We start from the raw sequence: 26,106 nt of genomic DNA, 5'->3' as shown, positions 1-26,106 counted from the left end.
CTACTGGCGCACCCAGCGCTGGCGACTCCAGCTGCTGAGGGCATCCACCGCCAGCACCAGTGCCAGCATGGCGAGGATTACCGTGCTGGCTTGCGCCTCCTGGAACAGGCTGAGGCTGACATAGAGCATCTGCCCCAGGCCGCCTGCGCCGACGAAGCCGAGCACGCTGGCCATGCGGATGTTGTTTTCCCAGCGATACAGGGTGTAGGCCAGCAACTGCGGCCAGAGATTGGGCAGGGTGCCATAGCAGAACGCCGCCAGCTGACCGCCGCCTTGCAGGCGAATCGCCTCGGCGGGGGCCGCCGGGGTATTTTCCAGTGCTTCGGCAAACAGCCGGCCGAGTACGCCGGCCGTGTGCAGGGCCAGCGCCAGGGTGCCGGCGTTCGGCCCCAGGCCGGCGGCCAGTACCATCAGCGCGGCCCAGACCAGTTCGGGAATCGCTCGCAGGGCATTGAGCAGCAGGCGCGCCAGGGCCTCGGCCAGGCCACCGCAGCGCCCGGCAGCTGGCAGTGCCAGGAGCAGGCCGAGCAGCGCCGCCAGCAGGGTGCCGAGTGCCGACATGGCCAGGGTTTCCAGGGTGCCGCGGGCAATTGCCTGCAGGTGCGTGCTGCTCAGGTCCGGTTGCAGGAAACGCACTGCATAGCGGGACATCTGGGTCAGGCTTTGCTCGCTGAACAGACTGCCCAGTTGCAGGCCCAGGTAGGCAAACGACGCCCAGATGCCCAGGCCCAGGGCCAGTAGCAGGGCCAGGTTGCCCAGGCGCTTCATGCCAGCCTCCCGCGCAACAGGCGGCTCAGCGCATCGGCCAGCAAGACCAGCAGCAGGAAGGTGAGCAGCATGCTGGCCACTTCGCCGCCGGCGAACATGCGCATCGACAGGTCAAGCTGCTGGCCCAGGCCGCCGGCACCGACGAAGCCCATTACCACCGAAGCGCGGATGGCGCATTCCCAGCGGTATAGGGTGTAGGAGGTCAACTCCGCGGCGGCATTGGGCAGGATGCCGTAGGCAAAGGCGCTCAGGCGGCCGCTGCCGGCCTGCAGCAGGGCATGCATGGGGCGCTGCTCGACCGACTCGAAGATTTCCGCATAGACCTTGCCGAGCATGCCGGCATAGGTAATGGCGATGGCCAGTACGCCGGCGGTCGGTCCCAGGCCCACGGCGCGCACGAACAGCAGCGCCCAGACGATTTCCGGCACGCTGCGCAGAAAGATCAGCAGCCCGCGTACCGGCCAACGTACGGCCTGGCCAAGCCAGCTGGGCTGCCCGCCACGACTGGCGGCAGACAGCGACAGCGCGCGACTGGCCAGCAGCGCCGCCGGAATGGCCAGGAGCAGCGCCAGGACCATGCCGGCGGTGGCGATGGCCAGGGTCTGCAGGGTGGCCTGGGCGAGCAGTTGCAGGAACTCGTCCTGATGCGCAGGCGGCCAGAAGGCGGCGACGAAACGACCCATTTCGCTCTGGCTGTCGGCGGCCAGCAGCACGCCGAGATCCAGCTCGCTGAGCTGCACGCCGGGCCACAGCAGGGCAATCGCCAGCACACTGAGGAGCAGGCGCGGCATGGCCGCCGGATCACGCGGGTGCGGGCTCAGCATCGTGGAATCTGCAGACTCGGCGCCGGGCTGGGCGGGGTTGGGGTGAGCAGTTGCTGGTTGGCGTACAGGGCGTCGAGGCGCGGCTGGTCGACTTCCGCAGCGGGGCAGTCGAAGGCAATCCGCCCCTCACGCACGCCGATGATCCGCGGGAAATGCGCCAGGGCCAGCTCCACCGCATGCAGGCTGGCGACCAGGGTGATGCCCTCGCGCTGTGCATGCTGGCAGAGCACGCTCAGGGTGTGCCCGGCCAAGACCGGGTCCATGGCCGACACCGGCTCGTCGGCCAGCAGCAGTTGTGGCGCCTGGTACAGCACGCGGGCAATGCCCACCCGCTGCAGTTGTCCGCCGGACAGTTGCTGGCACTGGGCAAACAGCTTGTCGGCCAGGTCCAGGCGTGCGAGAGCGGCGCGGGCACCGGGAATATCCAGTGGGTAGAGCAGGCTGACCAGGCTGCGCAGCAGACTCCACTGGCCGAGCTTGCCGGCCAGTACGGCGGTCACCACGCGTTGGCGCGCTGGCAGGGGAGGTGCCTGATGGATCAGGCCGATCTGGGTACGCAGTTGCTGGCGCTGGCGGGCAGACAGGCGCCAGGGCGCCCTGCCAAGCACCTCGACCTGGCCTGCGCTGGGCGGCAGCGCGGTGGCCAGCAGGTTGAGCAGGCTCGACTTGCCGGCCCCGGAAGGACCAATGATGGCGACGCGTTCACCGCGCGCAATAGTCAGGTCCACGCCGCGCAGGGCGTGGACGCTGTGGCTGTGCTGCAGGTGCGCGCCGCTCAGGCGCAGGCTCATTTCAGCAGGTCGGCGGCGCGCGCGGCTTCTTCGATGCCCTGGTAGTTTTCCGGGGCGGTTTCGATGAAGCGGCTGGCTGCCTGCAGGTCGAGGATCGCTTTGTGTTCGGCAATCGCCGGATCGAGTGCCAGGAAGGCGGCCTTGATCTTCGCGGTCAGCGCCGGGTCGAGGGTGCCGCGCACGGTCCAGTTGTAATCGAAGTAGGTCGGGGTAGTGGCAAAGACCCGTACCTTGTTGCTGTCGATGGTGCCGTTGGCGACCAGCTTGTCCCACACGCTGGCATTGAGCACCCCACCATCCACCTTGCCGGCCTGCACCCAGGCGGCGGTGGCGTCGTGTGCACCGGAATAGCCGACGCGGCTGAAATGGCTTTCCGGCTTGATGCCGTCCTGCAGCATGAAATAACGCGGCATCAGGCTGCCGGAGGTCGAGGACACCGAGCCGAAGGCAAAGCTCTTGCCCTTGAGGTCGGCCAGCGACTGCACGTCCGGGTTGGCGGTGATGAACTTGCTGGTGAAACGGGCATCCTCGGCACGCTGTACCAGCGGCAGGGCATTACCGGTCTTCAGGCGCGCCTGGACGAAGGTAAAGCCACCCAGCCAGGCCAGATCGATGCGGTCGCTGGCCAGTGCTTCGACCACCGCAGGGTAGTCGGCGACCGGCGTGAACTCGACAGGCATGCCCAGTTGCTGTTCCAGATAGGCCCCCAGCGGCTGGAACTTGCGCAGCAGTTCGGTGGGTGCTTCATCGGGGATGGCGCTGACTTTCAATACATCGGCGGCCTGGGCGAGTGTGGCGGACAGGGACAGCGCCATGGCACTGGCTAACGCGAGCGTGCGCTTGAGCATGGAAAGTTCTCCGGTTCAATAGCGGAAAAAATTCAAAAGGTCACGGTCGCATGGGCCATGACCTTTTGTTCGGTAGGGTAAAGAGCGCCGACATTATACGAGGGCTGTGCGCGGGCTGATAGCTGATCGACAGCAGGCGCCGGGCCTTGGCTTGTAGTATGTGCGGCTGCGCGACGCATCAGGAGGTAGGGCAATGGAGGCTAGATGTCGTTGGCTGGCGATTGGCTGGCTGAGCCTGTGGCTGATCGGGCCGGCGGCGGCCGGTGAGGCGCAGCGCTGCAGTCAGGCGTTGCTGGATGCGCTGGCCAAGCAGTTGGGGCAGTCCGGCTGGCGCGTGCCTGACGCCAGCACACCCTACTTGGCTCCCTTGCAGGCCGCGGCCTGCAAGCCCTGGCCTGATGATCCCCAGCTGGCTGTAGTGGCACTGGCCTATCAAGACAGCGAGGCACTGCTGCCCGACGCTGGGCGCAACCTGCAGCTGCTGGTGGGGCGGGTGGCGATGCCCGAGGGGCGCTTGCGAGAGCGCTACGACAGCCCGCTTGGCGAAGATGTGCTGCTGGAGATCGGTCCGGACAGCCTGTGGCTGGATACCGCTCGCTATCACCTGGCTCCGGGCGTGCGGGCTTTCGGTCTGCTGCTGAACAGTGTGGCGCGTGGCCCGAGTTGCCCGGAGGGCGGTTTCAACGACCTGTTGACGCTGCTGGTGCCTGAAGGTGCGCGGTTGCGCCCGGTGTTTGCCAGCCATTTGCGCCTGTGGACCACTGTGCAGGGTACGGCCTGCGTGCAGGAGAGCGACTTTGCCATGGAGCAGGCCCGCCTCACGCTGAGCGTCGGGCCGTTGCGCGCCGCCGGCTATGCCGATCTGCAGCTCACCGCCAGCGTCCAGTTCGGGCCGCAGGAGCCGCTGCTGCGCCGGGTCACTCAGCGGCTGCGCTATGACGGGCAACGCTACCCTGTCGAGGAGGTGAGCACCTTCTGGTGGCGTGACAATCAGCCGGCACCTGGCGATACGCCTGTGCGGTGAGTGCCGGCAAAAGTCAGGGCGGCTCAGGGATTCAGGAAAGCGCAGGCAGCTTTGCTAGAATCGCTGCCTGTTTTTTGCCGATTGCCGAGAGCCTGCGATGAGCGAACCGATCCGCCTGACCCAGTACAGCCATGGTGCCGGCTGCGGCTGCAAGATTTCCCCCAAGGTGCTGGAGGTGATCCTCGCCGGCAGTGGCGCACAGAACCTCGACCCGAAGCTGTGGGTCGGCAACGCCTCGCGTGACGACGCGGCGGTCTACGCGCTGGACGAGGAGCGCGGGGTGGTGTCGACCACCGACTTCTTCATGCCGATCGTCGATGACCCCTATGACTTCGGGCGGATTGCCGCGACCAACGCGATCAGCGACATCTACGCCATGGGCGGTGACCCGCTGATGGCCATCGCCATCCTCGGCTGGCCGGTCAATGTGCTGCCGGCGGAAGTGGCCCGCGAGGTGATCCGCGGCGGCCGCGCCGTGTGCGACGCCGCCGGCATCCCGCTGGCCGGCGGCCACTCGATCGACGCGCCGGAGCCGATTTTCGGCCTGGCGGTGACCGGTGTGGTCGAGAAGAAGCACATGAAGCGCAACGACACCGCCACGGCCGGCTGCAAGCTGTATCTCTCCAAACCGCTGGGTATCGGCATCCTCACTACCGCCGAGAAGAAGGCCAAGCTGCGCGAGCAGGACGTCGGTCTGGCGCGCGACTGGATGTGCACCCTAAACAAGCCCGGTGCGCGCTTCGGCAAGCTGGCCGGGGTCACGGCGATGACCGACGTCACCGGCTTCGGCCTGCTCGGCCATCTGGTGGAAATGGCCGATGGCGCGAACCTCACTGCCCAGCTGGACTACGCCGCCGTGCCGCGCCTGCCGGGGGTGGACTATTACCTGGCCGAGGGCTGCGTGCCCGGTGGCACCCTGCGTAACTTCGACAGCTACGGCGAGAAGATCGCGCCGATTTCCGAGCAGCAGCGCAATCTGCTGTGCGACCCGCAGACCAGCGGCGGCCTGCTGATCGCCGTGACGCCGGAGGGCGAGGCCGAGTTCCTCGCCGTGGCCGCCGAGCTGGGCCTGACCCTCGCGCCCATTGGCCAGCTGACCGCACGACAGCGTCATGCGGTAGAGGTGCTGTGATGCGCGACAACACGGCCGACTACCGCGACATCTTCCTCAACGACCTGCCGATGATGGACATGCGCGCCCCGGTGGAATTCACCAAGGGCGCCTTCCCCAACGCCATCAGCCTGCCGCTGATGACCGACATCGAACGACAGAAGGTCGGTACCTGCTACAAGCAGAAGGGCCAGCAGGCGGCCATCGAGCTGGGCCACCAGCTGGTCTCCGGCAAGGTCAAGGCTGCGCGGGTCGAGGCCTGGGCGGCCTTCGCCAGGGCCAACCCCAACGGCTACCTGTACTGCTTCCGTGGTGGCCTGCGCTCGCAGATCGTCCAGCAGTGGCTTGCCGACGCCGGCATCGACTACCCACGGGTGATCGGTGGCTACAAGGCCATGCGTACTTTCCTGATCGAGACGCTCGACAGCGCGGTGGCCGAGTGCGATTTCGTCATCGTCGGCGGCATGACCGGCACCGGCAAGACCGAGGTGATCGCCGCGCTCGACCACAGCATCGACCTGGAAGGCCACGCCAATCACCGGGGCTCCAGCTTCGGCAAGCGTGCCACCGGCCAGCCTTCGCAGATCGACTTCGAGAACCAGTTGGCCATCGACCTGCTCAAGCGCCGCGCGCGTGGTCAGCAGCAGTTCGTGCTGGAAGACGAGAGCCGGCTGATTGGCACCTGCTCGCTGCCGCTATCGCTGCACCAGGGCATGCAGGACTACCCGCTGGTGTGGCTGGAAGATAGCGTCGCCGATCGCGTCGAACGCATTCTGCGCGACTACGTGATCGACCTGGCCGCCGAGTTCCTCGCCGTGCATGGCGAGGAGCAGGGTTTTGCCCTGTTCGCCGCGCGCCTGCTGCAGAGCATGGACAATATCCAGAAACGCCTGGGCGGCGAGCGTCATGCACGGCTGCGGGCCATCCTGGCGCAGGCGCTCGACGAGCAGGCGCGCAGCGGCGCAGTGGCGCTGCACCGCGCCTGGATCGAGGCGTTGCTCAACGAGTACTACGACCCGATGTACGTCTATCAGCGCGAGAGCAAGGCCGCGCGCATCGAATTCGCCGGCGAGCAGGCGGCGGTCATTGAGTATCTGCGTCAGCGCCTGACGCGCTGACGCCCTTAGTACAGGAGCATCACCATGCGTTTGTTGCACACCATGTTGCGGGTTGGCGATCTGGACAGGTCCATCGCCTTCTATACCGAAGTACTGGGCATGACCCTGCTGCGTCGCAAGGACTACCCCGAGGGGCAGTTCACCCTGGCTTTCGTGGGGTATGGCGATGAGGCGCACAACAGCGTCATCGAGCTGACCCATAACTGGGGCGTCAGTGGCTATGAACTGGGCAACGGCTATGGGCACATCGCCCTGGAAGTGGATGACGTCTACAAGGCCTGTGAAGACATCCGGGCGCGCGGTGGCAAGATTACCCGCGAGCCAGGGCCGATGAAGCATGGCAACAGCATCCTGGCCTTCGTCGAAGATCCGGACGGCTACAAGATCGAGCTGTTGTCCGCACAGCGCGGCGACTGAACGCCGGGCGCTGCGCGGATCGCGGTGCTCAGCGCGGCGCAGGCGGCAGGCTGATCTTTGGCGCCCACTGCAGCCAGCGCTCATCGACCTCGTCGTGGAGCAGGAAGGTCTGCCCGGGTTGTGCCGGGCCGCCCATCTGCGGGTTGTCCGGGGTGGCGAAGGCAATACCGCCTTCGAGCAGGGCTTCCAGTGACTCGGCGCGCAGCTTGGCGCCCTTGAACAGGCCAAAATCCACGCCGATGCCGCTGGCATTCCAGAACCGGCTGGCGCTGCGCACCAGCGCGGCATAGCGCGGCTCGATCAGTACATGCACCAGTACCCGGTCGGCATTCGGCCCCAGTTCGACATGGGTGACCTTGCCCACCGGCACCTGGCGGTAGGTCACCGCGACATCGGCCTTCAGTGAGCCTCGATGGGAGGTGCTGAGCACCAGCGGCAGGCCTTCGCTGTGGTTGTTGTTGAGTGGTGCCTCGTCGGGTTGCGGCTGCAGGCGGAAACGCAGCTGGCGCGGCGCTTGGGCGGGACCGGGGGCAACTTCCAGGTACTGGCCGCTGACCAGGGTGTCGAGGTTGGCGGTGCGTGCCAGGCCCAGCTTGGGTTTGACCAGCCAGAAGCGACTGCCCTGGCGGGCAATGCGCTCGCCGGCCTGCAGGACGCGCAGCTGGATGCGCACGGCCTGCAGGTCATCCTGCAGCTGCAGGCCTTCCACCTTGCCCACCTCCAGTCCCTTGTAGCGCAGCAGGGTGCCTACCTGGAGGCCTTCGGCGCTGTCGCTGAGCAACTCCACAAGCAGCCCCTGGTTGAGTGCCTGTTCCTCGTTGTCGAACAGATTCAGGCGCTGGCCCTGGCGCAGTGCGGCCGCCTGGGTTTTTGGGGTATGCAGGGCAATACCGCCGCTGATCAGACTTTGCAGTGACTCGCTCTTGACCTCGATGCCGGACAGGCTGCCTTTCAGGGTAATGCCGCTGGCATTCCAGAAACGACTGCTGCTGTTGACCAGGTGGGCATACTCCGGTTCGACGTGTACGCCAAAGAGAATCTGCTGGCGGTCCTGGCTGAGTTCCACGCTGCTGACGCTGCCGATGCGCATCTGCCGGTAGAGCAACGGGCTGCCGACCTGTAGCGAGCCCTGGCGACTGCTGGCCAGTTGCAGGTGCAGGCCCGGGCTGTTGAGGTTGAGCGGCGGGGCTTTGCGCAGCGCCTGGAAGCTGCGGCTGGCCTGCCCCTCCTGGGCAAAGCGCACGGCAATGTAGTTGCCCTTGACCAGTGCATCGATGCCGGTCACCCCGGCCAGCGAGATGGACGGTTTGACCACCCAGAACTCGCTACCTTCCAGCAGCAGGTCTTCGGTACGCGGTTCCATGGTCAATTCGGCTGTGGCGCCGGTCAGGTCGCGGCTCATCTTCAGCTCACGCAGGCTGCCGACCTGGACACCGTTGAACAGCACCGGGGTGCCTTTCTGCAGACCTTCCACCGCATCCAGCTTGAGCCACACGCGCACCCCGGCTTCCGCCGAATCGAAGTCCGGATAGAGGCGGAAGGGCAGGGCAGGATCGGTGGGCGGGCTGTCCTGGCGGTGCTCCGGGGTAGCGAAGGCAATACCGCCGGCGAGCAGGCTGAGCAATGACTCGCTGTGGATTTTTACCCCACCCAGGCCAGCTTGCACATTGAGGCCGCTGGCATTCCAGAAACGCGTATGTTTGCGCACCAGATGGCTGTAGGCAGGTTCGATATAGACCTTGAGCTCGACAGTGCGCTGGTCTTCACCGAGCTGGTAGCTCTTCACCCGGCCCACCTGGATTTGCCGGTAATACACCGGGCTGTCCTTATCCAGCGAACCGAGTCGCTCGGCCTTCAGGGTCAGGTGCAGACCAGGCTGGCTGTCGGAGAGGTTGGGCGGCTCCTTGAGGGCGACAAAGTCGCGCCGCGGTTCGCCGCTGGCCGGTTCGACGCCGATATAGATACCCGATACCAGGGTTTCCAGGCCGGTTACTCCGGCCAGTGAGACTTGCGGACGAACCAGCCAAAAGCGCGTGTCCTGGCTGAGATAGCCTTCGGCCTTCTTCATCACTTCCAGGGTGGCGATGACCCCCTGGAGATCGGGGGTAACCTTGAGATCGACCACCTTGCCGACAGAAATACCCTTGTAGATCAACTGGGTCTTGCCGATCTGGATGCCATCGCCCTTGTCGAAGCGCACCCGCACCTCGATGCCAGCTTCGTTGTAGGCCTTCCAGCCCAGCCAGCCGCCGATCAGCAGGGCCAGCAGCGGCAGAATCCAGATGGCCGACCAGTTGCTGGTGCGGCGCAGGTTGGGCGAGGGCAGTTCAGTCATGATCCGCGTCCGTGTCAGTGTTGTCCCAGATCAGCCGGGGGTCGAAGGAGGTGGCGGCAAGCATGGTCAGCACCACCACCAAAGCAAAGGCGGCGGCACCCGGCCCGGCTTCGATGCTGGCCAGATTACCGAAGCGTACCAGCGCCACGAGAATGGCGATGACGAAGATGTCGAGCATCGACCAGCGGCCGATCCACTCGATGAAGCGATACATGAGGATGCGCTGGCGAGGCGACAGGCGCTGGTAGCGTTGCACCGAATAGAGCAGCAGGACCAGGCCGCACAGCTTGAAGCTGGGCACCAGGATGCTGGCAATGAACACCACGCTGGCAATCGGCAGCATGCCGGCATGGATCAGCTCGATCACCCCGCCCATGATGGTGGCGGGGGCGCCATTGCCGAGGAAGTTGACGCTCATGATCGGCAGCAGGTTGGCCGGTATATAAAGAATGGCTGCTGCCAGTAGCAGCGCCCAGGTGCGTGCGATGCTGTGTGGGCGACGGGCATGCAGGCGTGCACCACAGCGCTGGCAGTGCAGATGGGCTGCGCTGCGGCGATGCAAACGATGACATTCGCCGCAGATGATCAGCCCGGCATCAAGCGCGCGCATGGGCATCCTCCAGGGCGTCCCATACCTGATGGGGTGACATGCTCACCTCCAGCCAGACCTGCGCGAGGAGCAGGGCGATGAAACAGGCCATGCCCGCGCCCAGGTGCAGGTCGGCAAGGTCGGCCAGCTTGACGATGGCCACCAGGATGCCCATCAGATACACCTCGAGCATGCCCCACTCGCGCAGGTGGTGATACAGGCGATAGACCTGCAGCGCCGGGCGCTGCCCGCGACGCAGGGTGATGGCCAACAGGACCCACAGCTGGCAGAGCAGTTTGAGCAGCGGAATGGCCATGCTGCACAGGAACACCAGGACGGCAATGAACACCATCTCGCTCTGGTACAGCGCGAGCACTGCGCTCCATACGGTGTCTTCGCTGCGCTGGCCGAGCAGGTCGAGTTGCATGATCGGCAGGAAGTTGGCCGGGATGTACAGCAGCAGGGCGGTCAGCACCAGGGCCAGGGCGCGGCGGCTCATGTGCGCACGATGGGTCTGCAACTCGTAGCCGCAGCGTGGGCAGCACGCCTTGTGCTCCAGTGGCAGATCGACATGACGCAACAGCAGGTCGCATTCATGGCAGGCCAGCAGGCTGCTCAGCGGGACATCCTGCAGGTCGGTGGTGGACGGGGCGGGGCTGCTCGGCATGCGGGGCCTGTGGCGTCGAACGTGGCGGGTAGGCAGCAGTGTAGCGGGGTGTGGCGCAGACAAAAAAGCCGCTGCAAGGCAGCGGCTTGGGCACAGGGTGCGGATTACCGCTCCAGGTATTGCAGCTTGTCTTTCACGCCGTCCCACTCTTCGGCATCGGCCAGCGCATCCTTCTTCTCGGTGATGTTCGGCCAGACTTCGGCGAGGTCGGCGTTCAGCTCGATGAATTCCTGCTGATCTTCCGGTACCTCGTCCTCGGAGAAGATCGCCTGGGCCGGGCACTCCGGTTCGCACAGCGCACAGTCGATGCACTCGTCCGGGTGGATAACCAGGAAGTTGGGGCCTTCGTAGAAGCAGTCGACCGGGCAGACTTCCACGCAGTCGGTGTATTTGCACTTGATGCAGTTGTCGGTGACGACGAAGGTCATGGTCGGTTCTCTCCTCGGGCGATGGCCTCAGCCCCTTCTGTGAGGGGCTTGCAGGCGTAGATAGTTGAGTGCCTGGCTAGGGCAAGTTCACAAAATGGCGGCGATTCTAACAGCTTGCATCGGGCTGCGTTAGAACCGCGTCTTCCATGCATATAACAGTTCGAGTGCCTGGCGTGGCGTCAGGTCGTCCGGGCTGACCCGTGCCAGCTCGTCCAGCAGCGGGTGGGGCAGGCTGGCGAACAGGTCGCTTTGCAACGGAGCCTGGCCGCTGGCTGCGACATTTTGTGGCAGCTCGTGAGGCAGGCTGGTGGTTTCCAGACGTGTCAGATGCTCGCGGGCGCGGGCGATGACCGCCGGCGGCACGCCGGCTAGCTGCGCCACGGCCAGGCCATAGCTCTGGCTGGCGGGCCCTGGCAGGACATGGTGCAGGAAGACGATGCGTTCCTTGTGCTCGGTGGCGGAAAGATGCACGTTGGCTACGCCGGGCTGGCTTTCCGGGAGTACCGTCAGCTCGAAGTAGTGGGTGGCGAACAGCGTCCAGGCGCGCAGTTTGGCCAACTGCTCGGCAGCGGCCCAGGCCAGCGACAAGCCGTCGAAGGTGCTGGTGCCGCGGCCGACCTCGTCCATCAGCACCAGGCTGCGTGCGCTGGCGTTGTGCAGGATGTTGGCGGTTTCGCTCATTTCCACCATGAAAGTCGAGCGGCCACCAGCCAGGTCGTCGGAGGAGCCGATGCGGGTGAAGATGCGGTCGACCAGTGACAGCTCGCAGGCGGCTGCCGGGACATAGCTGCCGATGTGCGCGAGCAGCACGATCAGCGCAGTCTGGCGCATATAGGTGGACTTACCGCCCATGTTCGGGCCGGTGATGATCAGCATGCGCGTGTCATCGTCCAGGCGTACGTCGTTGGCCACGAAGGGGCTGCTGAGCACCTGCTCGACCACCGGATGGCGACCCTGCTCGATCTGCAGGCAGGGCTGCTCGGTAAAGCGCGGGCAGTTGAAGTCCAGGGTCAGTGCACGCTCGGCCAGGTTGCTCAGTACGTCCAGTTCGGCGAGCGCCGCGGCGGTTTCCTGCAGCGGCGCCAGTTCGCCGATCAGCTGCTCCAGCAAGGCTTCGTAGAGCTGCTTTTCGCGGGCCAGCGCGCGGCTTTTCGCCGACAGCGCCTTGTCCTCGAAGGTTTTCAGTTCCGGGGTGATGAAGCGCTCGGCACCTTTCAGGGTTTGCCGGCGGATGTAGTCGGCAGGTGCCGACTCGGCCTGCTTGCTGGGCAGTTCGATGAAATAGCCGTGTACGCGGTTGTAGCCCACCTTGAGGTTGGCTAGGCCGGTGCGGGCTTTCTCGCGGGCCTCCAGGTCCATCAGGTACTGGCCGGCGTTTTCGCTGATCGATTGCAACTCGTCCAGTTCGGCGTCGTAGCCGGTCTTCAGCACGCCGCCGTCACGGATCACCGCCGGTGGGTTGTCGATGATGGCGCGCTGCAGCAGATCCGCCAGCTCCGGGTAGGTGCGGATGTTCACGGCCAGTTCGGCGAGGTGCGGGGTGTCGAGCCCGGCCATGGCGTCCTGCAGGCGTGGCAGGGCTGCCAGCGCGTCGCGCAGGCGCGCCAGGTCGCGTGGCCGGGCATTGCGCAGGCCGATGCGCGCGAGGATGCGCTCTAGGTCGCCGATGTCCTTGAGCTGCGGTTGCAGGCTTTCAAAACGGTAGGCATCGAGCAGGCAGGCGATGGCCTGCTGGCGGCGCTCCAGCAGTGCGCGGTCACGCAGCGGGCGATGCAGCCAGCGGGTCAGCAGGCGCGAGCCCATGGCCGTCTGGCTGCGATCGATGACCGACTGCAGGGTGTTGTCGCGCCCGCCCGCCAGGTTGATGTCCAGCTCCAGGTTACGCCGGGTAGCAGCATCGAGAATGACCGTGTCGTCCAGGCGCTCATGGCGCAGGCTGCGGATATGCGGCAGGGCGGTGCGCTGGGTTTCCTTGGCATAGGCCAGCAGGCAGCCTGCCGCACCAATCGCCAGGGTCAGTTCTTCACAGCCAAAGCCCTTGAGGTCCTGCACGGCAAACTGCTGGCGCAGGCTCTTGTGCGCGCTGTCCAGCTCGAAGTCCCAGGGCGCACGGCGCCGGCTGCCACGGCGCTTTTCCAGTGGCAGGCCGGCCGGCCAGTCGTCGGGGAACAGCAGTTCGGCAGGGTTGAGGCGTTCGATCTCCGCCAGCAGGTGCTCCCAGCCGCGTAATTCCTGCACGCTGAAGCGGCCGCTGGTGATGTCCAGCATGGCCAGGCCGAACAGCCGCTCATCGCCCAGCACGGCGCCGACCAGGTTGTCGCGGCGCTCATCGAGCAGCGCTTCGTCGCTGACCGTGCCAGGGGTGATGATGCGTACTACCTGGCGCTCGACCGGGCCCTTGCTGGTGGCTGGGTCACCGATCTGCTCGCAGATCACCACCGACTCGCCCAGCTTGACCAGGCGTGCCAGGTAGCCTTCGGCCGAGTGGAAGGGGATGCCGGCCATCGGGATGGCCTGGCCGGCGGACTGCCCGCGAGCCGTCAGGGTGATGTCGAGCAGGGCTGCAGCGCGCTTGGCGTCTTCGTAGAACAGCTCGTAGAAGTCGCCCATGCGGTAGAACATCAATTGCTCGGGATACTGGCTTTTGAGTTTCCAGTATTGCTGCATCATCGGTGTGTGTGCAGAGAGATCGGTCATGCGTGAATCCGGCTGAAGCGGGAAAAGCCGCTAGTGTAGGGTATCCACCGAAGTGGATTCACCCTGGAGTGCATATGGATCATTTAACCGAACTGGCCGAGCGGCTGGGAAAGGTGCTGCTGGCGCAAGGTGAGCAGGTCAGTTGTGCCGAATCCTGTACCGGCGGCGGCATTGCCGAGGCCATCACCCGCGTGGCAGGTAGCTCGGCCTGGTTCGAAGCGGGTTTCGTCACCTATTCCAACCGCCAGAAAACCGCTCAGTTGGGGGTGCCGGAAGCGCTGTTTGCCGAGCATGGTGCCGTCAGCCAGGCGGTGGTCGAGGCCATGGCGCGTGGTGCCCAACGGCGCAGTGGGGCGCGCTATGCGGTGGCGGTCAGCGGCATCGCCGGGCCGGGTGGCGGTTCGGCGGAAAAGCCGGTGGGCACGGTATGGCTGGCCTGGGCTGATGGGGCGCGCTGCGAGGCGCGTTGCTACTGCTTCAGTGGCGAGCGCCAGGCGGTGCGTCAGCAAAGCGTACAGCAGGCCTTGCAGGGGTTGCTGGCGCTGCTGGTCGGAGAAAATCTGCCGTAGGGGTAGGCGAGTGCCTTGCCTTGTGGAATACTACTGGCTACATATACAGTTGTTTGCCGGCATTGCCCCGGCCCTGATGAATGAGGATGGCTATGGACGACAATAAAAAACGCGCACTGGCGGCGGCCCTCGGCCAGATCGAGAAGCAGTTTGGCAAGGGCGCGGTGATGCGCATGGGCGACCATGAGCGTCAGGCCATTCCGGCCATTTCCACCGGCTCGCTGGGTCTGGATATCGCACTGGGGATTGGCGGTTTGCCCAAGGGGCGTATTGTCGAAATCTACGGTCCGGAATCGTCAGGTAAGACGACCCTGACCCTCTCGGTCATTGCCGAGGCGCAGAAGCTCGGGGCAACCTGTGCCTTCGTCGATGCTGAGCACGCGCTTGACCCGGATTATGCCGGCAAGCTGGGGGTTAACGTCGACGACCTGCTGGTCTCGCAGCCAGACACCGGCGAGCAGGCGCTGGAAATCACCGACATGCTGGTGCGTTCCAATGCGGTGGACGTGATCATCGTCGACTCGGTGGCGGCCCTGGTACCCAAGGCGGAGATCGAAGGCGAAATGGGTGATTCGCATGTGGGCCTGCAGGCGCGCCTGATGAGCCAGGCCCTGCGCAAAATCACCGGCAACATCAAGAATGCCAACTGCCTGGTGATTTTCATCAACCAGATCCGCATGAAGATCGGCGTGATGTTCGGTAGCCCGGAAACCACGACCGGGGGTAATGCCCTGAAGTTCTACGCCTCGGTACGCCTGGACATTCGCCGGATTGGCGCGGTCAAGGAAGGTGATGAGGTCGTGGGTAGCGAAACCCGCGTGAAAGTGGTCAAGAACAAGGTCGCGCCGCCCTTCCGTCAGGCGGAATTCCAGATCCTTTACGGCAAGGGCATCTACCGCAGTGGTGAGGTCATCGACCTGGGCGTGCAGCAGGGTCTGCTGGAAAAATCCGGTGCCTGGTACAGCTACCAGGGCAGCAAGATCGGCCAGGGCAAGGCCAATGCCGCCAAGTACCTGGAGGACAACCCGGAGGTGGCCAAGACCATCGAGCAACAGATCCGCGAGAAACTGCTGGTCAGTGGCGCGGCCCAGAAAGGTGCGGTCGATCAGGATGAACTGGTCGAGCTGGACAGCTGATGAGCACCCCGCTCGATACGCCCGCCGCGGTGCGGCGGGCGGCCATGGATCTGCTCGCGCAACGCGAACATGGCCAGGTCGAGCTGAGTCGCAAGCTGCTCAGGCGCGGTGCAGCGCCCGAGTTGATCGAACAGGCCGTGCAGCGTCTGGCTGAAGAAGGCTTACTGGACGAAGGGCGTTACCTGGAAAGCTTCATTGCCAGTCGTGCCCGAGCCGGCCATGGAGCGTTGCGTATTCGTGAGGAGTTGGCGCAGCGCGGCCTGCCGCGTGAGGCCATCGCTGCGGCGCTGCAGGCGGCTGAAGTGGATTGGCAGGGGTTGTTGCACGCGCTTTGGCAAAAGCGCTTCGGACAGTGGCCTGCGGATGCCCGGGAGCGTGCCAAACAGGCACGCTTCCTGGCTTATCGGGGGTACTCGGCCGAGCAGATCAATCGCCTGTGGCGGGGCGCCCGCGGCACAGACGACTGAAACAGCCAGCCAGCGCTATGGCCATGCCGGCAGCCCGGCTACAATCGCGCCCCCGTTGTTATGTGAGACATATCGTGCAGATAGCCCTGGCACCCATGGAAGGTCTGGTTGACGACATCCTGCGCGAACTGCTGACCGGCGTGGGTGGTATTGACTGGTGTGTCAGCGAATTTGTGCGGGTCAACGATCGTCTGTTGCCGGCAGCCAGCTTTCACAAACTGGCACCTGAGCTGGCGCAAGGTTCGCGCACGGCGGCGGGGACGCCTATGCGCCTGCAGTTGCTCGGTTCTGATCCACAGTGTCTGGCCGAGAACGCTGCGTTGGCGGTGGAGCTGGGCGCTCCGGTGATTGACCTCAACTTTGGCTGCCCGGCCAAGACCGTGAACCGCTCGCGTGGTGGTGCGGTGCTGCTCAAGGAGCCGGAGTTGCTGTTTCGTATTGCTGAAACCGTGCGCCGCGCCTTGCCTGCTGCGGTGCCCCTGACCGCCAAGATGCGTCTGGGCTACGACAGTCCGGAGGGTGCATTGGACTGTGCTCGGGCGCTGGCAGCCGGTGGGGCAGGACAACTGGTGGTACACGCGCGTACCAAGGTCGATGGCTACAAGCCGCCGGCCCACTGGGAGTGGGTGGCGCGGGTCAATGAGGCGGTGCCGGTGCCGGTGCTGGCCAATGGCGAGGTGTGGTCGGTAGACGACTGGCAGCGTTGCCGGGCCATCAGTGGTGTGGACGATGTGATGCTCGGCCGTGGTCTGGTCTCGCGTCCGGATCTGGCTCTGCAGATTGCGGCAGCACGACGTGGCGAAGCGTTGCCGGCCCTGCAGTGGCAAGCGTTATGGCCGCTGCTGATGCGTTTCTGGCTGCTGGCGCAGGACAAACTCGGCCCGCGCTACGCCCCTGGGCGCATGAAGCAGTGGCTGGGCATGCTGACCCGCAACTATGTGCAGGCGCAGGCGCTGTTCGTGGCGCTGCGCGGACTGCAGGACTGTGCCGCTATCGACGCGCTGCTGATGGCCAGCACGCCGCCGGCCTAACGCACCTGGCGTAGCTGGCGGGCCAGCAGGCGCTGGTATTCGCCCAGCGGCAGGGCCGGGCTGAACAGGAAGCCCTGGTAAAGATGGCAGCCCTGCTCCTGGATCATCGCTAGTTGCTCGGCGGTTTCCACGCCTTCGGCAATCAGTTCCAGGCCCAGGCTCTTGGCCATGGCGGCGATGGCACGGATGATCTCGGCGTCGTTGCTGTCGTGACTGGCATTGCGCACGAATGACTGGTCGATTTTCAGTACATCCATGGGTAGACGTTTGAGGTAGGTCAGTGAGCTGTAGCCGGTGCCGAAGTCGTCCATGGCAAAGCGTACGCCGAGCTGACGCAATTGCTGCATCTTGGCAATGGTGTCGTCCAGACTCTGGATGACGATCCCTTCGGTGATTTCCAGCTTGAGCAGGCGTGCCGGTAGCTGGCTGCGTTGCAGGCAACGGGTGACCTTGTCGACGAAGTCGCTTTGGCGGAATTGCCTGGGACTGATGTTGACGCTCAAACAGAAGTCGCTGCCCTGAACATGCCCGCTGGCCAGCAGGCGAGCGGTGTCTTCGCAGGCGCGTTGCAATACCCAGTCGCCGACCTCGATGATCAGCGCACATTCCTCAAGCACCTGAATGAATACGGCCGGTGATTGCATGCCCAGCAGCGGATGTTGCCAGCGCAGCAGGGCTTCGGCACCGATGATACGACCGCTACGGCTATCCACTTGTGGCTGGTAGTAGAGTTCGAACTCTTCGCGAGCCAGCGCCTGGCGCAGTTCGCTTTCCAGGCGTAGGCGCTCACTGGCTGCTGCCTGCATGCTGGCATGGAACAGCGTTACGGCATTGCGCCCGCTGTCCTTGGCGCGATACAGGGCGATGTCGGCGCGTTTGAGCAGGTCGGCCGGGCAGCGGCCGTGATCGGGCAATAGGGCAATGCCGATGCTCGGGGTCACCTGCAGGCGGTGACCATCGATCAGCATGGGTTTGGCCAGCAGTGCACGCAGTTTGTCAGCGACCTGTTGGGCCTGCTCGACGGCGTGTTGATAATCGCCCTCCAGGCCGGTGAGCAGCACTACGAACTCGTCGCCGCCCAGGCGGGCCACGGTATCTTCCTGGCGTACGCAGCTCTCCAGGCGGGCCGTGAGCATTTTCAGCACCGCATCGCCGACCGGATGGCCGAGCGAGTCGTTGATGTGCTTGAAATGATCCAGATCGAGATAGAGCAGTGCGCCACGCAGATCGTGGCGAGTCAGCAGGGCGATCTGCTGGTTGAGACGATCCAGCAACAGGGTGCGATTGGGCAGGTTGGTCAGCGGGTCGTGGTAGGCCAGGTGGTAGATCTGTGCCTGTGCCTGTTTCAGCTCGCTGATGTTGCGGGCGATCATCAACAGACACTCCATGCCGTCGAGGATCAACGGCTCGACCGAGACGCTGATGGCAATGGCTTCGCCGTTGCGATTCTGCGCGGTCAGCTCAAGGTTGTGGACATGACCGTAATGGCTCATCTGCTCCAGCAGAAGTTCCCGCTGGCCCTCAGCCCAAACCCCCAGTTCATAAGCGGTATAGCCAACGATCTGCTCGCTGCTGTAGCCGCTCAGACGGCAGAAGCCTTCGTTGACCTCAATGAAGCGTGAGGTGGCGCGTTCGCTCAGGCTAATGGCATCCGGTGAGGCGTGGAAGGCCTTGGCAAAGCGCTCCTCACTGATGCGCAGGGCTTCCTGGGCGCGTTGAATTTCGGTGACGTCGCGGAAGGTGGAAACAATCAGTGCTTCATGCGCGGCGGGTAGCAAGCGGGTCGACACCTCGCAGGTGAGCAGTTGACCGGCGCGGTGGTGGAAAGCGATCAGTTCGTTGTCGAGTCGGCCCTGGCGCTGCATCTTGGCGAACAACTGTTGGCGCTGCGCAGGGTTGGCCCAGAATTGTAGTTGCTGGGCGTTGCGGCCGACGAACTCATGGGGTTCCCAGCCAAATACCTGGGTAAAGCTCGGGTTGATTTCGATGAACAGTCCGTCCTCCATGCGCGAGACGCAGATTGGCTCGGGGCTGGACTGGAACAGTGAGGCAAACTTGGCCTCCGAGGCTTGTAGCTGGCGCTGACGCTCGATGCGTTCGCTGATATCGGCCACCACGCCGCTCATGCGCAGCGGCTGGCCGTCGGCATCCAGATAAAGCGTGGCCAGCGACTCCAGTTGGAACAGCTGGCCGTTCTCGGCTTGTACCTGATAATGCACGGCGTGCAATCGTCCTGGCTGGGCGAGGAGCTCCCGGTATTGCGCGGTGAGGCGTTGCTGATCGCGCTCTGGCAGATGACGAAACAGTTTGTGGTAGACGTCGTGGAACGGTTGTGCGGGCAGGCCATGCAGCTCCGCGGTACGTGCCGAGGCAAACAGTTGGCCACTGGGTACGTGCCACTCCCAGGTGCCCAGGCGAGCGGCTTCGAGGGCCAGTTTGAGACGCTGCTCGCTATTGCGCAGGGCTTGTTCCTGTTGGCGTTGCAGGCTGATGTCGCGCAGGCTGAGGATCAGGCAGGGCAGGCCATCGAGCGTCATGGGGCGGCCATACAGCAGGTTGACGCTGGTGCTGCCATCGCGATGGCGCAAGTTCACTTCCAGATGCTGCAAGCCCTCATTGCTCTGCAGTGCGGCCAGCATGCGCTGACGATCGACAGGGTCTATCCAGATACCCAACTCAAGGGACGTTCGGCCGAGTACTTCGACTTCGCTCCAGCCGAACTGCTCTTCAAAGGCTGGGTTGGCCGCGATGAAGCGACCGCTGCTCATTTCTGTAATCACTACGGTGTTGGGCGTGCTGCGGAAAATCTTCGCGAACTTTTCCTCGCTGTTGTGCCAGGCGGCTTCGCTAGCACGGCGCTGGCCATCTTCAATGAAGGTACAGAGCAGGTGACGCTGCCCCTCAATAGGCAGTTGGCGCAACAGCAGGAGGCCTTGCAGCAGGCTGCCATCGTGGCTGCGCAGGGTGATCTCGCGCTTGAGTACCGAGGTGGTTTCCGGATCCAGCTTGCGTACCAGGCCACGTTCTTCGGGGTTGGCCCAGAGCCCCAGTTGCAGGGTGGTACTTCCCAGTACCTGTTGTGCGTGCCAGCCGAACTGGCTGCAGAACTGTTGGTTGGCGGCGCGAATGCAGCCGTCGTCATAGCGCAGCAGGAGCATGGCCTGAGGGCTTTGCTGGAACAGCAGGTCATCGCCGAGCGTCGGGGTGAGCTGCTCTGTCGGGCTGAGTCGTTGTAATACGCCAACGATCCGCAGGGACTCTGTAGGCAGCTGTTGGCGTTGTATCTGCAGCTGCAAGCGTTGTGTGCCGTGCAGCACTGCGTGAGACAGCTGCAGTTGCTGGCGCTGGCCATCGCTCAGTAGCTGGAGTTGCGCGGCGATACCTTCACGCTGCGCGACCGGCAGCAGTTGCAGGTAATGCGCCAGGCTGGTGGGCCGATGCTCGGGTACGCAATCCAGCAAACTCAGCGCCGCGTCGCACAGGTGCAGGCGATCTTCGTCGACATGCCAGATCCACAGGCCCAAGCCTGCAGCCTGTAAGGCAGCTTGCAGCAGCGGGTTGTCCAACGCGGCGGATACACGGTTGGCAGGCTGCGTTTCAACGACAGGAGTGGGCATCATGGGCGGCTTTTCCACGGCATTCGGACAGCGCCTTTTGTTGTTTTCTGCACCATAGTTCGCCCTGACTGCTGTGCGCAAGTGATCTCAGGGCAGATTGCCACGCTGTTGGTCGAGTAAGCGCATGAAAGCCTGCGCCGCATTGGACAGTGTGCGTTCCTGGTGACGGATATAACCGAGCTGGCGGGTCAGTTGGATGCCGGGAAGTGGCAGGCGCACCACCTGGGCATCGAGCATGGTGCGCGGCAGTACGCTCCAGGCCAGGCCGATGGAAACCATCATCTTGATGGTTTCCAGGTAGTTGGTACTCATGGCGATATTGGGGCTTAACCGCTGCCCCTCGAACAGACGGCGCACAATGTGGTGGGTGAAGGTGTTGTCGCCGGGAAAGACCGCTGGATAGGCGGCAATGTCCGCCAGACTGATCTGCTGCGCACGGGCCAGTGGGTGTTCGGGGGCGGCCACGAAGTCCAGTGGATCGTCCCAGACTGCACGGGCCGCGATGGGCGGCTCGGTATGCGGCGCCAGGGTGATGACCGCCAGTTCGCTATGGCCATGCACGACCTGCTCATAGGCGACCTCCGAATCGAGGAACTGAATATCCAGGGCGACGTCGGGGTGGCTGTGGGTAAAGCGGCGTAGCAGGGCAGGTAAGCGATGCAGGCCGATGTGGTGGCTGGTGGCCAGGGTCAGTCGACCACTGACTTCCCCGGACAGGTTGGTCAGCGCGCGACGCGTGTCGTCCAGTGCGTTGAGGATCTGGTAAGCGCGCGGTAACAGGGCGCGCCCGGCCTCAGTCAGGCTTATTTCGCGGCCCAGGCGATCGAACAGCCTGACTCCCAGTTGCTGCTCCAGGCCGGCGATACGTTTGCTCACCGCTGGCTGGGTCAGGTGCAGGCGTTCGGCTGCTACGGAAAAACCGCCCAGTTCGGCCACGGTGATGAAGGCATTGAGATTGGCCAGATCCATGGGATAGCTCCAAGCGGCAAGCCACCAGCGACAGGTCGAACCGCTGGGTCTTGGCGAGCGGCTGGTGACTTGACGCTTGAAGTGTCTAGGCATTCTTGTAAGGAATGCTTGGGATAAAAAATATGAATTTGAGTTATTTGTTCCGCAATCATAGCATCTCTCCACATAAGCCAAAGGGGCATTCGCCCTGGCATATAAAGACGCTGATGAGGGATAGCTGATGGCTGGCAAAACGTTGTACGACAAGCTCTGGGAGATGCATGAGGTCAAGCGCCGCGACGACGGTTCGTCGCTGATCTACATCGACCGGCAGATCCTCCACGAAGTGACCTCACCGCAGGCCTTCGAGGGGCTGCGTCTGGCCGGGCGCAAGCCGTGGCGCATCGACGCCAACATCGCCACCCCGGACCACAACGTGCCGACCACCCGCGCCGAGCGCCAGGGTGGCCTGGAAGCCATCGTCGATGAGGTGTCGCGCATTCAGGTGCAGACCCTCGACGAGAACTGCGATGACTTCGGTATCCTCGAATTCAAGATGAACGACAGCCGCCAGGGCATCGTTCACGTGGTCGGCCCGGAGCAGGGCGCCACGCTGCCGGGCATGACCGTGGTCTGCGGCGACTCGCACACCTCCACCCACGGCGCCTTCGGTGCGCTGGCCCACGGCATCGGCACCTCCGAAGTGGAACACGTGCTCGCCACCCAGTGCCTGGTGGCCAAGAAGATGAAGAATATGCAGGTGCGTGTCGAAGGCGAGCTGCCCTTCGGCGTCACCGCCAAGGACATCGTGCTGGCCGTGATCGGCAAGATCGGCACCGCCGGTGGTAACGGCCACGCGCTGGAGTTTGCCGGCAGCGCTATCCGCGAGCTGTCCATGGAAGGCCGCATGACCCTCTGCAACATGGCCATCGAGGCCGGTGCGCGTGTCGGTCTGGTGGCTGTCGATGAAAAGACTATTGCCTATGTCGAAGGCCGTCCGTTTGCGCCGAAGGGTGCTGACTGGGCCAAGGCCGTCGAGCAGTGGAAGGGCCTGGTGTCCGACGCCGATGCGCAGTTCGACACCGTGGTCGAGCTGAAGGCCGAAGACATCAAGCCGCAAGTGTCCTGGGGCACCTCGCCGGAGATGGTTCTGGCTGTGGATGAGAAGGTGCCGGACCCGGCCAATGAAGCCGACCCGGTCAAGCGCGATTCCATCGTCCGCGCGCTCAAGTACATGGGCCTGACCGCCAACCAGCCGATCACCGAGATCAAGCTGGATCGCGTGTTTATCGGCTCCTGCACTAACTCGCGCATCGAAGACCTGCGCGCCGCCGCCGAGGTGGCCAAGGGGCGCAAGGTCGCGGCTACCGTCAAGCAGGCGCTGGTGGTGCCGGGTTCCGGTCTGGTCAAGGCGCAGGCCGAGGCCGAGGGGCTGGACAAGATCTTCATCGAAGCCGGTTTCGAATGGCGTGAGCCGGGCTGCTCCATGTGTCTGGCGATGAACCCGGACAAGCTGGGCAGCGGTGAGCACTGCGCCTCGACCTCCAACCGCAACTTCGAGGGCCGTCAGGGCGCCGGTGGCCGTACTCACCTGGTCAGCCCGGCCATGGCCGCGGCTGCTGCCGTGACCGGTCACTTTATCGACGTGCGTGAACTGATCCAGGCCTGAGGAGACAGATGATGAAAGCCTTTACCCAACACACTGGTCTGGTGGCTCCGCTGGATCGTGCCAACGTCGACACCGACCAGATCATTCCCAAGCAATTTCTGAAGTCCATCAAGCGCACCGGCTTCGGCCCGAACCTCTTCGACGAGTGGCGCTACCTGGATGTCGGCCAGCCGAACCAGGATTGCTCGAATCGTCCGCTGAACAAGGACTTCGTGCTGAACTTCCCGCGCTACCAGGGTGCCAGCGTGCTGCTGGCGCGCGAGAACTTCGGCTGCGGGTCGAGCCGCGAGCACGCGCCTTGGGCGCTGGACGAGTACGGCTTCCGCACCGTGATCGCGCCGAGCTTTGCCGACATCTTCTTCAACAACAGCTTCAAGAACGGCCTGCTGCCGATCATCCTCAAGGATGAAGAGGTCGATGCGCTGTTCCAGCAGGCCGAGGCCACCGAGGGTTACCAGCTGACCGTGGACCTGGCGGCGCAGACCGTGACCCGTCCGGATGGCGTGCAGTACAGTTTCGAGATCGATGCCTTCCGCAAGCACTGCCTGCTCAATGGTCTGGACGACATCGGCCTGACCCTGCAGGACGCGGAAGCGATCAAGGCCTTCGAGGCCAAACACCAGCAGAGCAGCCCCTGGCTGTTCGGCGCGATCAAGGCGTGAAGCCGAAGCCTTCGGCTTTAGGCTGAAGGCTGAGCTGAAAAACGTGCGGCTCTTTCGTTCAGCCTCCAGCCTCCAGCGAAAGATTTATCGAGATGACGGATAGAAATATGACAAAGCAAATTCTGGTCCTCCCGGGCGACGGTATCGGCCCGGAAATCATGGCCGAGGCGGTCAAGGTGCTGAACCTGGCCAATGAGAAATACAACCTCGGTTTCGAGCTGAGCTTCGATGACCTGGGCGGTGCGGCCATCGACCGTTATGGCGTGCCGCTGGCCGACGAGACCCTGGAGCGCGCCCGCGCCGCCGACGCCGTGCTGCTCGGCGCCGTGGGTGGGCCGAAGTGGGACACCATTGATCCGGCCATCCGCCCGGAGCGTGGCCTGCTGAAGATCCGCTCGCAGCTGGGCCTGTTCGGCAACCTGCGTCCGGCCATTCTCTATCCGCAACTGGCCGAGGCCTCCAGCCTCAAGCCGGAAGTGGTCGCTGGTCTGGATATCCTTATCGTGCGTGAGCTGACCGGCGGCATCTACTTCGGCCAGCCGCGCGAGAGCAAGGTGCTGGAAAACGGCGAGCGCATGGCTTACGACACGCTGCCGTACAGCGAGAGCGAAATCCGCCGCATCGCCAAGGTCGGCTTCGACATGGCCATGGTGCGCAACAAGAAGCTCTGCTCGGTGGACAAGGCCAACGTCCTGGCCTCCAGTCAGCTGTGGCGTGCCGTGGTCGAGGAAGTGGCCAAGGATTACCCAGACGTCGAATTGAGCCACATGTACGTCGACAACGCTGCGATGCAGCTGGTGCGCGCACCCAAGCAGTTCGACGTGATGGTTACCGACAACATGTTTGGCGACATCCTCTCCGACGAAGCCTCCATGCTCACTGGTTCCATCGGCATGCTGCCCTCGGCCTCCCTGGATGCCAACAACAAGGGCATGTACGAGCCGTGCCACGGCTCGGCGCCTGACATCGCCGGCCAGGGCATTGCCAACCCGCTAGCGACCATCCTCTCGGTGTCGATGATGCTGCGTTACAGCTTCGGTCAGGTCAAAGCCGCCGATGCCATCGAGCAGGCCGTCAGCCTCGTACTGGATCAGGGGCTGCGTACCGGCGACATCTGGTCGCAAGGCAAGACCAAGGTAGGCACTGCCGCCATGGGCGACGCGGTGGTAGAAGCGCTGCGTAGTCTGTAATCTTCCAGTCCCGCCGGGGTGGTTCCGGCGGGCTGCTTATATAGGTGTAGTCGTTATGAAACGTGTAGGTCTGATCGGTTGGCGTGGCATGGTCGGTTCCGTGCTTATGCAGCGCATGCTGGAAGAGCGGGACTTCGACCTGATCGAGCCGGTGTTCTTCACTACCTCTAATGTCGGTGGCCAGGGCCCTGCCATTGGCAAGGAGATTGCCCCGCTGAAGGATGCCTACAGCATTGATGAGCTGAAGAGCCTCGATGTGATCCTGACCTGCCAGGGTGGCGACTACACCAGTGAGGTCTTCCCCAAGCTGCGCGAAGCCGGCTGGACTGGCTACTGGATCGATGCGGCCTCCAGCCTGCGCATGGCCGATGACGCCGTGATCGTGCTGGACCCGGTCAACCGCAAGGTCATCGACCAGCAGCTGGACGCCGGCACCAAGAACTACATCGGCGGCAACTGCACCGTCAGCCTGATGCTGATGGCGCTGGGTGGTCTGTACGAGGCCGGTCTGGTCGAGTGGATGAGTGCCATGACCTACCAGGCAGCCTCCGGCGCGGGTGCGCAGAACATGCGCGAGCTGATCAAGCAAATGGGGGCCATTCATGGCGCTGTGGCTGACGATCTGGCTAATCCGGCCAGCGCCATCCTCGATATCGATCGCAAGGTGGCTGAAGCCATGCGTGGCGAAGGCTTCCCGGTGGACAACTTCGGCGTGCCGCTGGCCGGTAGCCTGATCCCCTACATCGACAAGGAGTTGCCCAACGGGCAAAGCCGCGAGGAGTGGAAAGGCCAGGCCGAGACCAACAAGATTCTGGGTCGCAACAAGAATCCTATCCCCGTGGATGGCCTGTGTGTGCGTGTGGGCGCAATGCGTTGCCACAGCCAGGCATTGACCATCAAGCTGAACAAGGATGTGCCGATGGCGGACATCGAACAACTGATCAGTCAGCACAATCCCTGGGTCAAGCTGGTGCCCAACCAGCGCGAGGCTAGTATGCGCGAGCTGGGGCCGACCGCCGTGACTGGCACCCTCACTGTGCCAGTGGGGCGTCTGCGCAAGCTCAACATGGGCTCGCAGTACCTCGGTGCCTTTACTGTGGGTGACCAACTGCTGTGGGGAGCGGCCGAGCCGTTGCGGCGCATGCTGCGCATCCTGCTGGAACGTTGAGTGTGCCTTGAGTACTTAGACTGCTGAATACG

Annotated in this window: 23 protein-coding genes; 12 read left to right on the top strand and 11 right to left on the bottom strand. The window is 64.1% G+C overall.

What is annotated here, in order from left to right; all coding sequences use genetic code 11:
* Genes phnE through CFY91_RS08075 form a run of 4 tightly spaced genes read right to left on the bottom strand, consistent with a single transcriptional unit; the run spans position 1 to position 3,231 of the window.
* Entirely contained in the window at positions 1-768 is a 768-nt protein-coding gene (gene phnE, locus CFY91_RS08090) for a phosphonate ABC transporter, permease protein PhnE (RefSeq protein ID WP_093985841.1), read from the bottom strand.
* Positions 765-1,592 (bottom strand): PhnE/PtxC family ABC transporter permease, encoded by an 828-nt coding sequence (locus CFY91_RS08085; RefSeq protein WP_093985840.1) that lies wholly within the window; start codon positions 1,590-1,592, stop codon positions 765-767. The genes phnE and CFY91_RS08085 overlap by 4 nt, the downstream gene beginning before the upstream one ends.
* On the bottom strand, positions 1,586-2,383 hold the full coding sequence (locus tag CFY91_RS08080; protein WP_093985839.1) for a phosphonate ABC transporter ATP-binding protein: 798 nt from the start codon (positions 2,381-2,383) through the stop codon (positions 1,586-1,588). The genes CFY91_RS08085 and CFY91_RS08080 overlap by 7 nt, the downstream gene beginning before the upstream one ends.
* Complete coding sequence (locus tag CFY91_RS08075; protein WP_093985838.1) at positions 2,380-3,231, bottom strand: putative selenate ABC transporter substrate-binding protein; 852 nt, start codon at positions 3,229-3,231, stop codon at positions 2,380-2,382. Before CFY91_RS08075 ends, CFY91_RS08080 begins: the two co-directional genes overlap by 4 nt.
* Positions 3,232-3,424: 193 nt before the next feature.
* Between CFY91_RS08075 and CFY91_RS08070 the strand changes: the two genes are divergently transcribed.
* The 4 genes from CFY91_RS08070 (at position 3,425) to gloA (ending at position 6,901) form a co-directional block, all read left to right on the top strand.
* A complete protein-coding gene (locus CFY91_RS08070) occupies positions 3,425-4,255 on the top strand; it encodes a PA3715 family protein (RefSeq protein ID WP_093985837.1) in 831 nt (276 codons plus the stop codon).
* A gap of 97 nt (positions 4,256-4,352) precedes the next feature.
* Complete coding sequence (gene selD / locus CFY91_RS08065) at positions 4,353-5,387, top strand: selenide, water dikinase SelD (RefSeq protein ID WP_093985836.1); 1,035 nt, start codon at positions 4,353-4,355, stop codon at positions 5,385-5,387.
* Positions 5,387-6,484 (top strand): tRNA 2-selenouridine(34) synthase MnmH, encoded by a 1,098-nt coding sequence (gene mnmH / locus CFY91_RS08060; protein WP_093985835.1) that lies wholly within the window; start codon positions 5,387-5,389, stop codon positions 6,482-6,484. Before selD ends, mnmH begins: the two co-directional genes overlap by 1 nt.
* A gap of 24 nt (positions 6,485-6,508) precedes the next feature.
* Positions 6,509-6,901, top strand: coding sequence for a lactoylglutathione lyase (gene gloA / locus CFY91_RS08055; RefSeq protein ID WP_093985834.1), 393 nt, complete (start codon positions 6,509-6,511; stop codon positions 6,899-6,901).
* A 28-nt stretch (positions 6,902-6,929) separates the two neighbouring features.
* On the opposite strand, the gene CFY91_RS08050 is transcribed toward gloA, so the two are convergent.
* From CFY91_RS08050 to mutS, 5 genes are all read right to left on the bottom strand, one after another.
* Positions 6,930-9,236, bottom strand: a complete 2,307-nt coding sequence (locus CFY91_RS08050) for a PqiB family protein (protein ID WP_093985833.1) — start codon at positions 9,234-9,236, stop codon at positions 6,930-6,932.
* A complete protein-coding gene (locus CFY91_RS08045) occupies positions 9,229-9,846 on the bottom strand; it encodes a paraquat-inducible protein A (protein ID WP_093985832.1) in 618 nt (205 codons plus the stop codon). Before CFY91_RS08045 ends, CFY91_RS08050 begins: the two co-directional genes overlap by 8 nt.
* On the bottom strand, positions 9,833-10,492 hold the full coding sequence (locus CFY91_RS08040) for a paraquat-inducible protein A (RefSeq protein WP_093985831.1): 660 nt from the start codon (positions 10,490-10,492) through the stop codon (positions 9,833-9,835). Before CFY91_RS08040 ends, CFY91_RS08045 begins: the two co-directional genes overlap by 14 nt.
* Positions 10,493-10,596: 104 nt before the next feature.
* Positions 10,597-10,920 (bottom strand): ferredoxin FdxA, encoded by a 324-nt coding sequence (gene fdxA / locus CFY91_RS08035; protein ID WP_003285709.1) that lies wholly within the window; start codon positions 10,918-10,920, stop codon positions 10,597-10,599.
* Positions 10,921-11,049: 129 nt separating this feature from the next.
* Positions 11,050-13,617, bottom strand: a complete 2,568-nt coding sequence (mutS, locus tag CFY91_RS08030; protein ID WP_093985830.1) for a DNA mismatch repair protein MutS — start codon at positions 13,615-13,617, stop codon at positions 11,050-11,052.
* 74 nt (positions 13,618-13,691) lie between these two features.
* Here mutS and CFY91_RS08025 point away from each other — a divergent pair, with 74 nt between their 5' ends.
* From CFY91_RS08025 to CFY91_RS08010, 4 genes are all read left to right on the top strand, one after another.
* Positions 13,692-14,186 (top strand): CinA family protein, encoded by a 495-nt coding sequence (locus tag CFY91_RS08025; protein ID WP_093985829.1) that lies wholly within the window; start codon positions 13,692-13,694, stop codon positions 14,184-14,186.
* A 92-nt stretch (positions 14,187-14,278) separates the two neighbouring features.
* Positions 14,279-15,322, top strand: coding sequence for a recombinase RecA (gene recA, locus CFY91_RS08020; protein WP_093985828.1), 1,044 nt, complete (start codon positions 14,279-14,281; stop codon positions 15,320-15,322).
* Entirely contained in the window at positions 15,322-15,789 is a 468-nt protein-coding gene (recX, locus tag CFY91_RS08015) for a recombination regulator RecX (protein ID WP_093985827.1), read from the top strand. The genes recA and recX overlap by 1 nt, the downstream gene beginning before the upstream one ends.
* A gap of 74 nt (positions 15,790-15,863) precedes the next feature.
* Entirely contained in the window at positions 15,864-16,820 is a 957-nt protein-coding gene (locus CFY91_RS08010; RefSeq protein WP_093985826.1) for a tRNA dihydrouridine synthase, read from the top strand.
* Here CFY91_RS08010 and CFY91_RS08005 read toward each other — a convergent pair.
* Positions 16,817-20,440: a bifunctional diguanylate cyclase/phosphodiesterase gene (locus tag CFY91_RS08005; protein ID WP_093985825.1), complete on the bottom strand. Its 3,624-nt coding sequence runs from the start codon at positions 20,438-20,440 to the stop codon at positions 16,817-16,819. The genes CFY91_RS08010 and CFY91_RS08005 overlap by 4 nt on opposite strands.
* 84 nt (positions 20,441-20,524) lie before the next feature.
* On the bottom strand, positions 20,525-21,406 hold the full coding sequence (locus CFY91_RS08000; protein ID WP_093985824.1) for a LysR family transcriptional regulator: 882 nt from the start codon (positions 21,404-21,406) through the stop codon (positions 20,525-20,527).
* A 220-nt stretch (positions 21,407-21,626) separates the two neighbouring features.
* Here CFY91_RS08000 and leuC point away from each other — a divergent pair, with 220 nt between their 5' ends.
* From leuC to asd, 4 genes are all read left to right on the top strand, one after another.
* Positions 21,627-23,054: a 3-isopropylmalate dehydratase large subunit gene (gene leuC, locus CFY91_RS07995; protein ID WP_093985823.1), complete on the top strand. Its 1,428-nt coding sequence runs from the start codon at positions 21,627-21,629 to the stop codon at positions 23,052-23,054.
* 11 nt (positions 23,055-23,065) lie between these two features.
* Positions 23,066-23,716 carry a 3-isopropylmalate dehydratase small subunit gene (leuD, locus tag CFY91_RS07990; RefSeq protein ID WP_093985822.1) on the top strand — a complete coding sequence of 217 codons (651 nt, stop codon included), beginning with the start codon at positions 23,066-23,068 and terminating at the stop codon, positions 23,714-23,716.
* 107 nt (positions 23,717-23,823) lie between these two features.
* Positions 23,824-24,906, top strand: a complete 1,083-nt coding sequence (gene leuB / locus CFY91_RS07985) for a 3-isopropylmalate dehydrogenase (RefSeq protein WP_093985821.1) — start codon at positions 23,824-23,826, stop codon at positions 24,904-24,906.
* A gap of 55 nt (positions 24,907-24,961) precedes the next feature.
* Positions 24,962-26,074 carry an aspartate-semialdehyde dehydrogenase gene (gene asd / locus CFY91_RS07980; protein WP_093985820.1) on the top strand — a complete coding sequence of 371 codons (1,113 nt, stop codon included), beginning with the start codon at positions 24,962-24,964 and terminating at the stop codon, positions 26,072-26,074.
* The last annotated feature ends 32 nt before the right edge of the window (positions 26,075-26,106 follow it).

Origin of the sequence: Pseudomonas fluvialis (genome assembly GCF_002234375.1) — a bacterium.
Classification (GTDB): domain Bacteria; phylum Pseudomonadota; class Gammaproteobacteria; order Pseudomonadales; family Pseudomonadaceae; genus Aquipseudomonas; species Aquipseudomonas fluvialis.
This window is presented reverse-complemented; position numbering and strand designations above follow the sequence as displayed.

What these genes read in the sequence shown, in the direction of transcription:
- CFY91_RS08050 (WP_093985833.1), bottom strand. Translation starts at nt 9,236, where the DNA reads ATGACTGAACTGCCCTCGCCCAACCTGCGCCGCACCAGCAACTGGTCG.
- asd (WP_093985820.1), top strand. Translation starts at nt 24,962, where the DNA reads ATGAAACGTGTAGGTCTGATCGGTTGGCGTGGCATGGTCGGTTCCGTG.
- fdxA (WP_003285709.1), bottom strand. Translation starts at nt 10,920, where the DNA reads ATGACCTTCGTCGTCACCGACAACTGCATCAAGTGCAAATACACCGAC.
- CFY91_RS08085 (WP_093985840.1), bottom strand. Translation starts at nt 1,592, where the DNA reads ATGCTGAGCCCGCACCCGCGTGATCCGGCGGCCATGCCGCGCCTGCTC.
- CFY91_RS08025 (WP_093985829.1), top strand. Translation starts at nt 13,692, where the DNA reads ATGGATCATTTAACCGAACTGGCCGAGCGGCTGGGAAAGGTGCTGCTG.
- gloA (WP_093985834.1), top strand. Translation starts at nt 6,509, where the DNA reads ATGCGTTTGTTGCACACCATGTTGCGGGTTGGCGATCTGGACAGGTCC.
- mutS (WP_093985830.1), bottom strand. Translation starts at nt 13,617, where the DNA reads ATGACCGATCTCTCTGCACACACACCGATGATGCAGCAATACTGGAAA.
- CFY91_RS08040 (WP_093985831.1), bottom strand. Translation starts at nt 10,492, where the DNA reads ATGCCGAGCAGCCCCGCCCCGTCCACCACCGACCTGCAGGATGTCCCG.
- leuB (WP_093985821.1), top strand. Translation starts at nt 23,824, where the DNA reads ATGACAAAGCAAATTCTGGTCCTCCCGGGCGACGGTATCGGCCCGGAA.
- phnE (WP_093985841.1), bottom strand. Translation starts at nt 768, where the DNA reads ATGAAGCGCCTGGGCAACCTGGCCCTGCTACTGGCCCTGGGCCTGGGC.
- CFY91_RS08070 (WP_093985837.1), top strand. Translation starts at nt 3,425, where the DNA reads ATGGAGGCTAGATGTCGTTGGCTGGCGATTGGCTGGCTGAGCCTGTGG.
- CFY91_RS08000 (WP_093985824.1), bottom strand. Translation starts at nt 21,406, where the DNA reads ATGGATCTGGCCAATCTCAATGCCTTCATCACCGTGGCCGAACTGGGC.
- CFY91_RS08075 (WP_093985838.1), bottom strand. Translation starts at nt 3,231, where the DNA reads ATGCTCAAGCGCACGCTCGCGTTAGCCAGTGCCATGGCGCTGTCCCTG.
- selD (WP_093985836.1), top strand. Translation starts at nt 4,353, where the DNA reads ATGAGCGAACCGATCCGCCTGACCCAGTACAGCCATGGTGCCGGCTGC.
- recX (WP_093985827.1), top strand. Translation starts at nt 15,322, where the DNA reads ATGAGCACCCCGCTCGATACGCCCGCCGCGGTGCGGCGGGCGGCCATG.
- recA (WP_093985828.1), top strand. Translation starts at nt 14,279, where the DNA reads ATGGACGACAATAAAAAACGCGCACTGGCGGCGGCCCTCGGCCAGATC.
- CFY91_RS08045 (WP_093985832.1), bottom strand. Translation starts at nt 9,846, where the DNA reads ATGCGCGCGCTTGATGCCGGGCTGATCATCTGCGGCGAATGTCATCGT.
- CFY91_RS08005 (WP_093985825.1), bottom strand. Translation starts at nt 20,440, where the DNA reads ATGATGCCCACTCCTGTCGTTGAAACGCAGCCTGCCAACCGTGTATCC.
- CFY91_RS08080 (WP_093985839.1), bottom strand. Translation starts at nt 2,383, where the DNA reads ATGAGCCTGCGCCTGAGCGGCGCGCACCTGCAGCACAGCCACAGCGTC.
- leuC (WP_093985823.1), top strand. Translation starts at nt 21,627, where the DNA reads ATGGCTGGCAAAACGTTGTACGACAAGCTCTGGGAGATGCATGAGGTC.
- mnmH (WP_093985835.1), top strand. Translation starts at nt 5,387, where the DNA reads ATGCGCGACAACACGGCCGACTACCGCGACATCTTCCTCAACGACCTG.
- leuD (WP_093985822.1), top strand. Translation starts at nt 23,066, where the DNA reads ATGAAAGCCTTTACCCAACACACTGGTCTGGTGGCTCCGCTGGATCGT.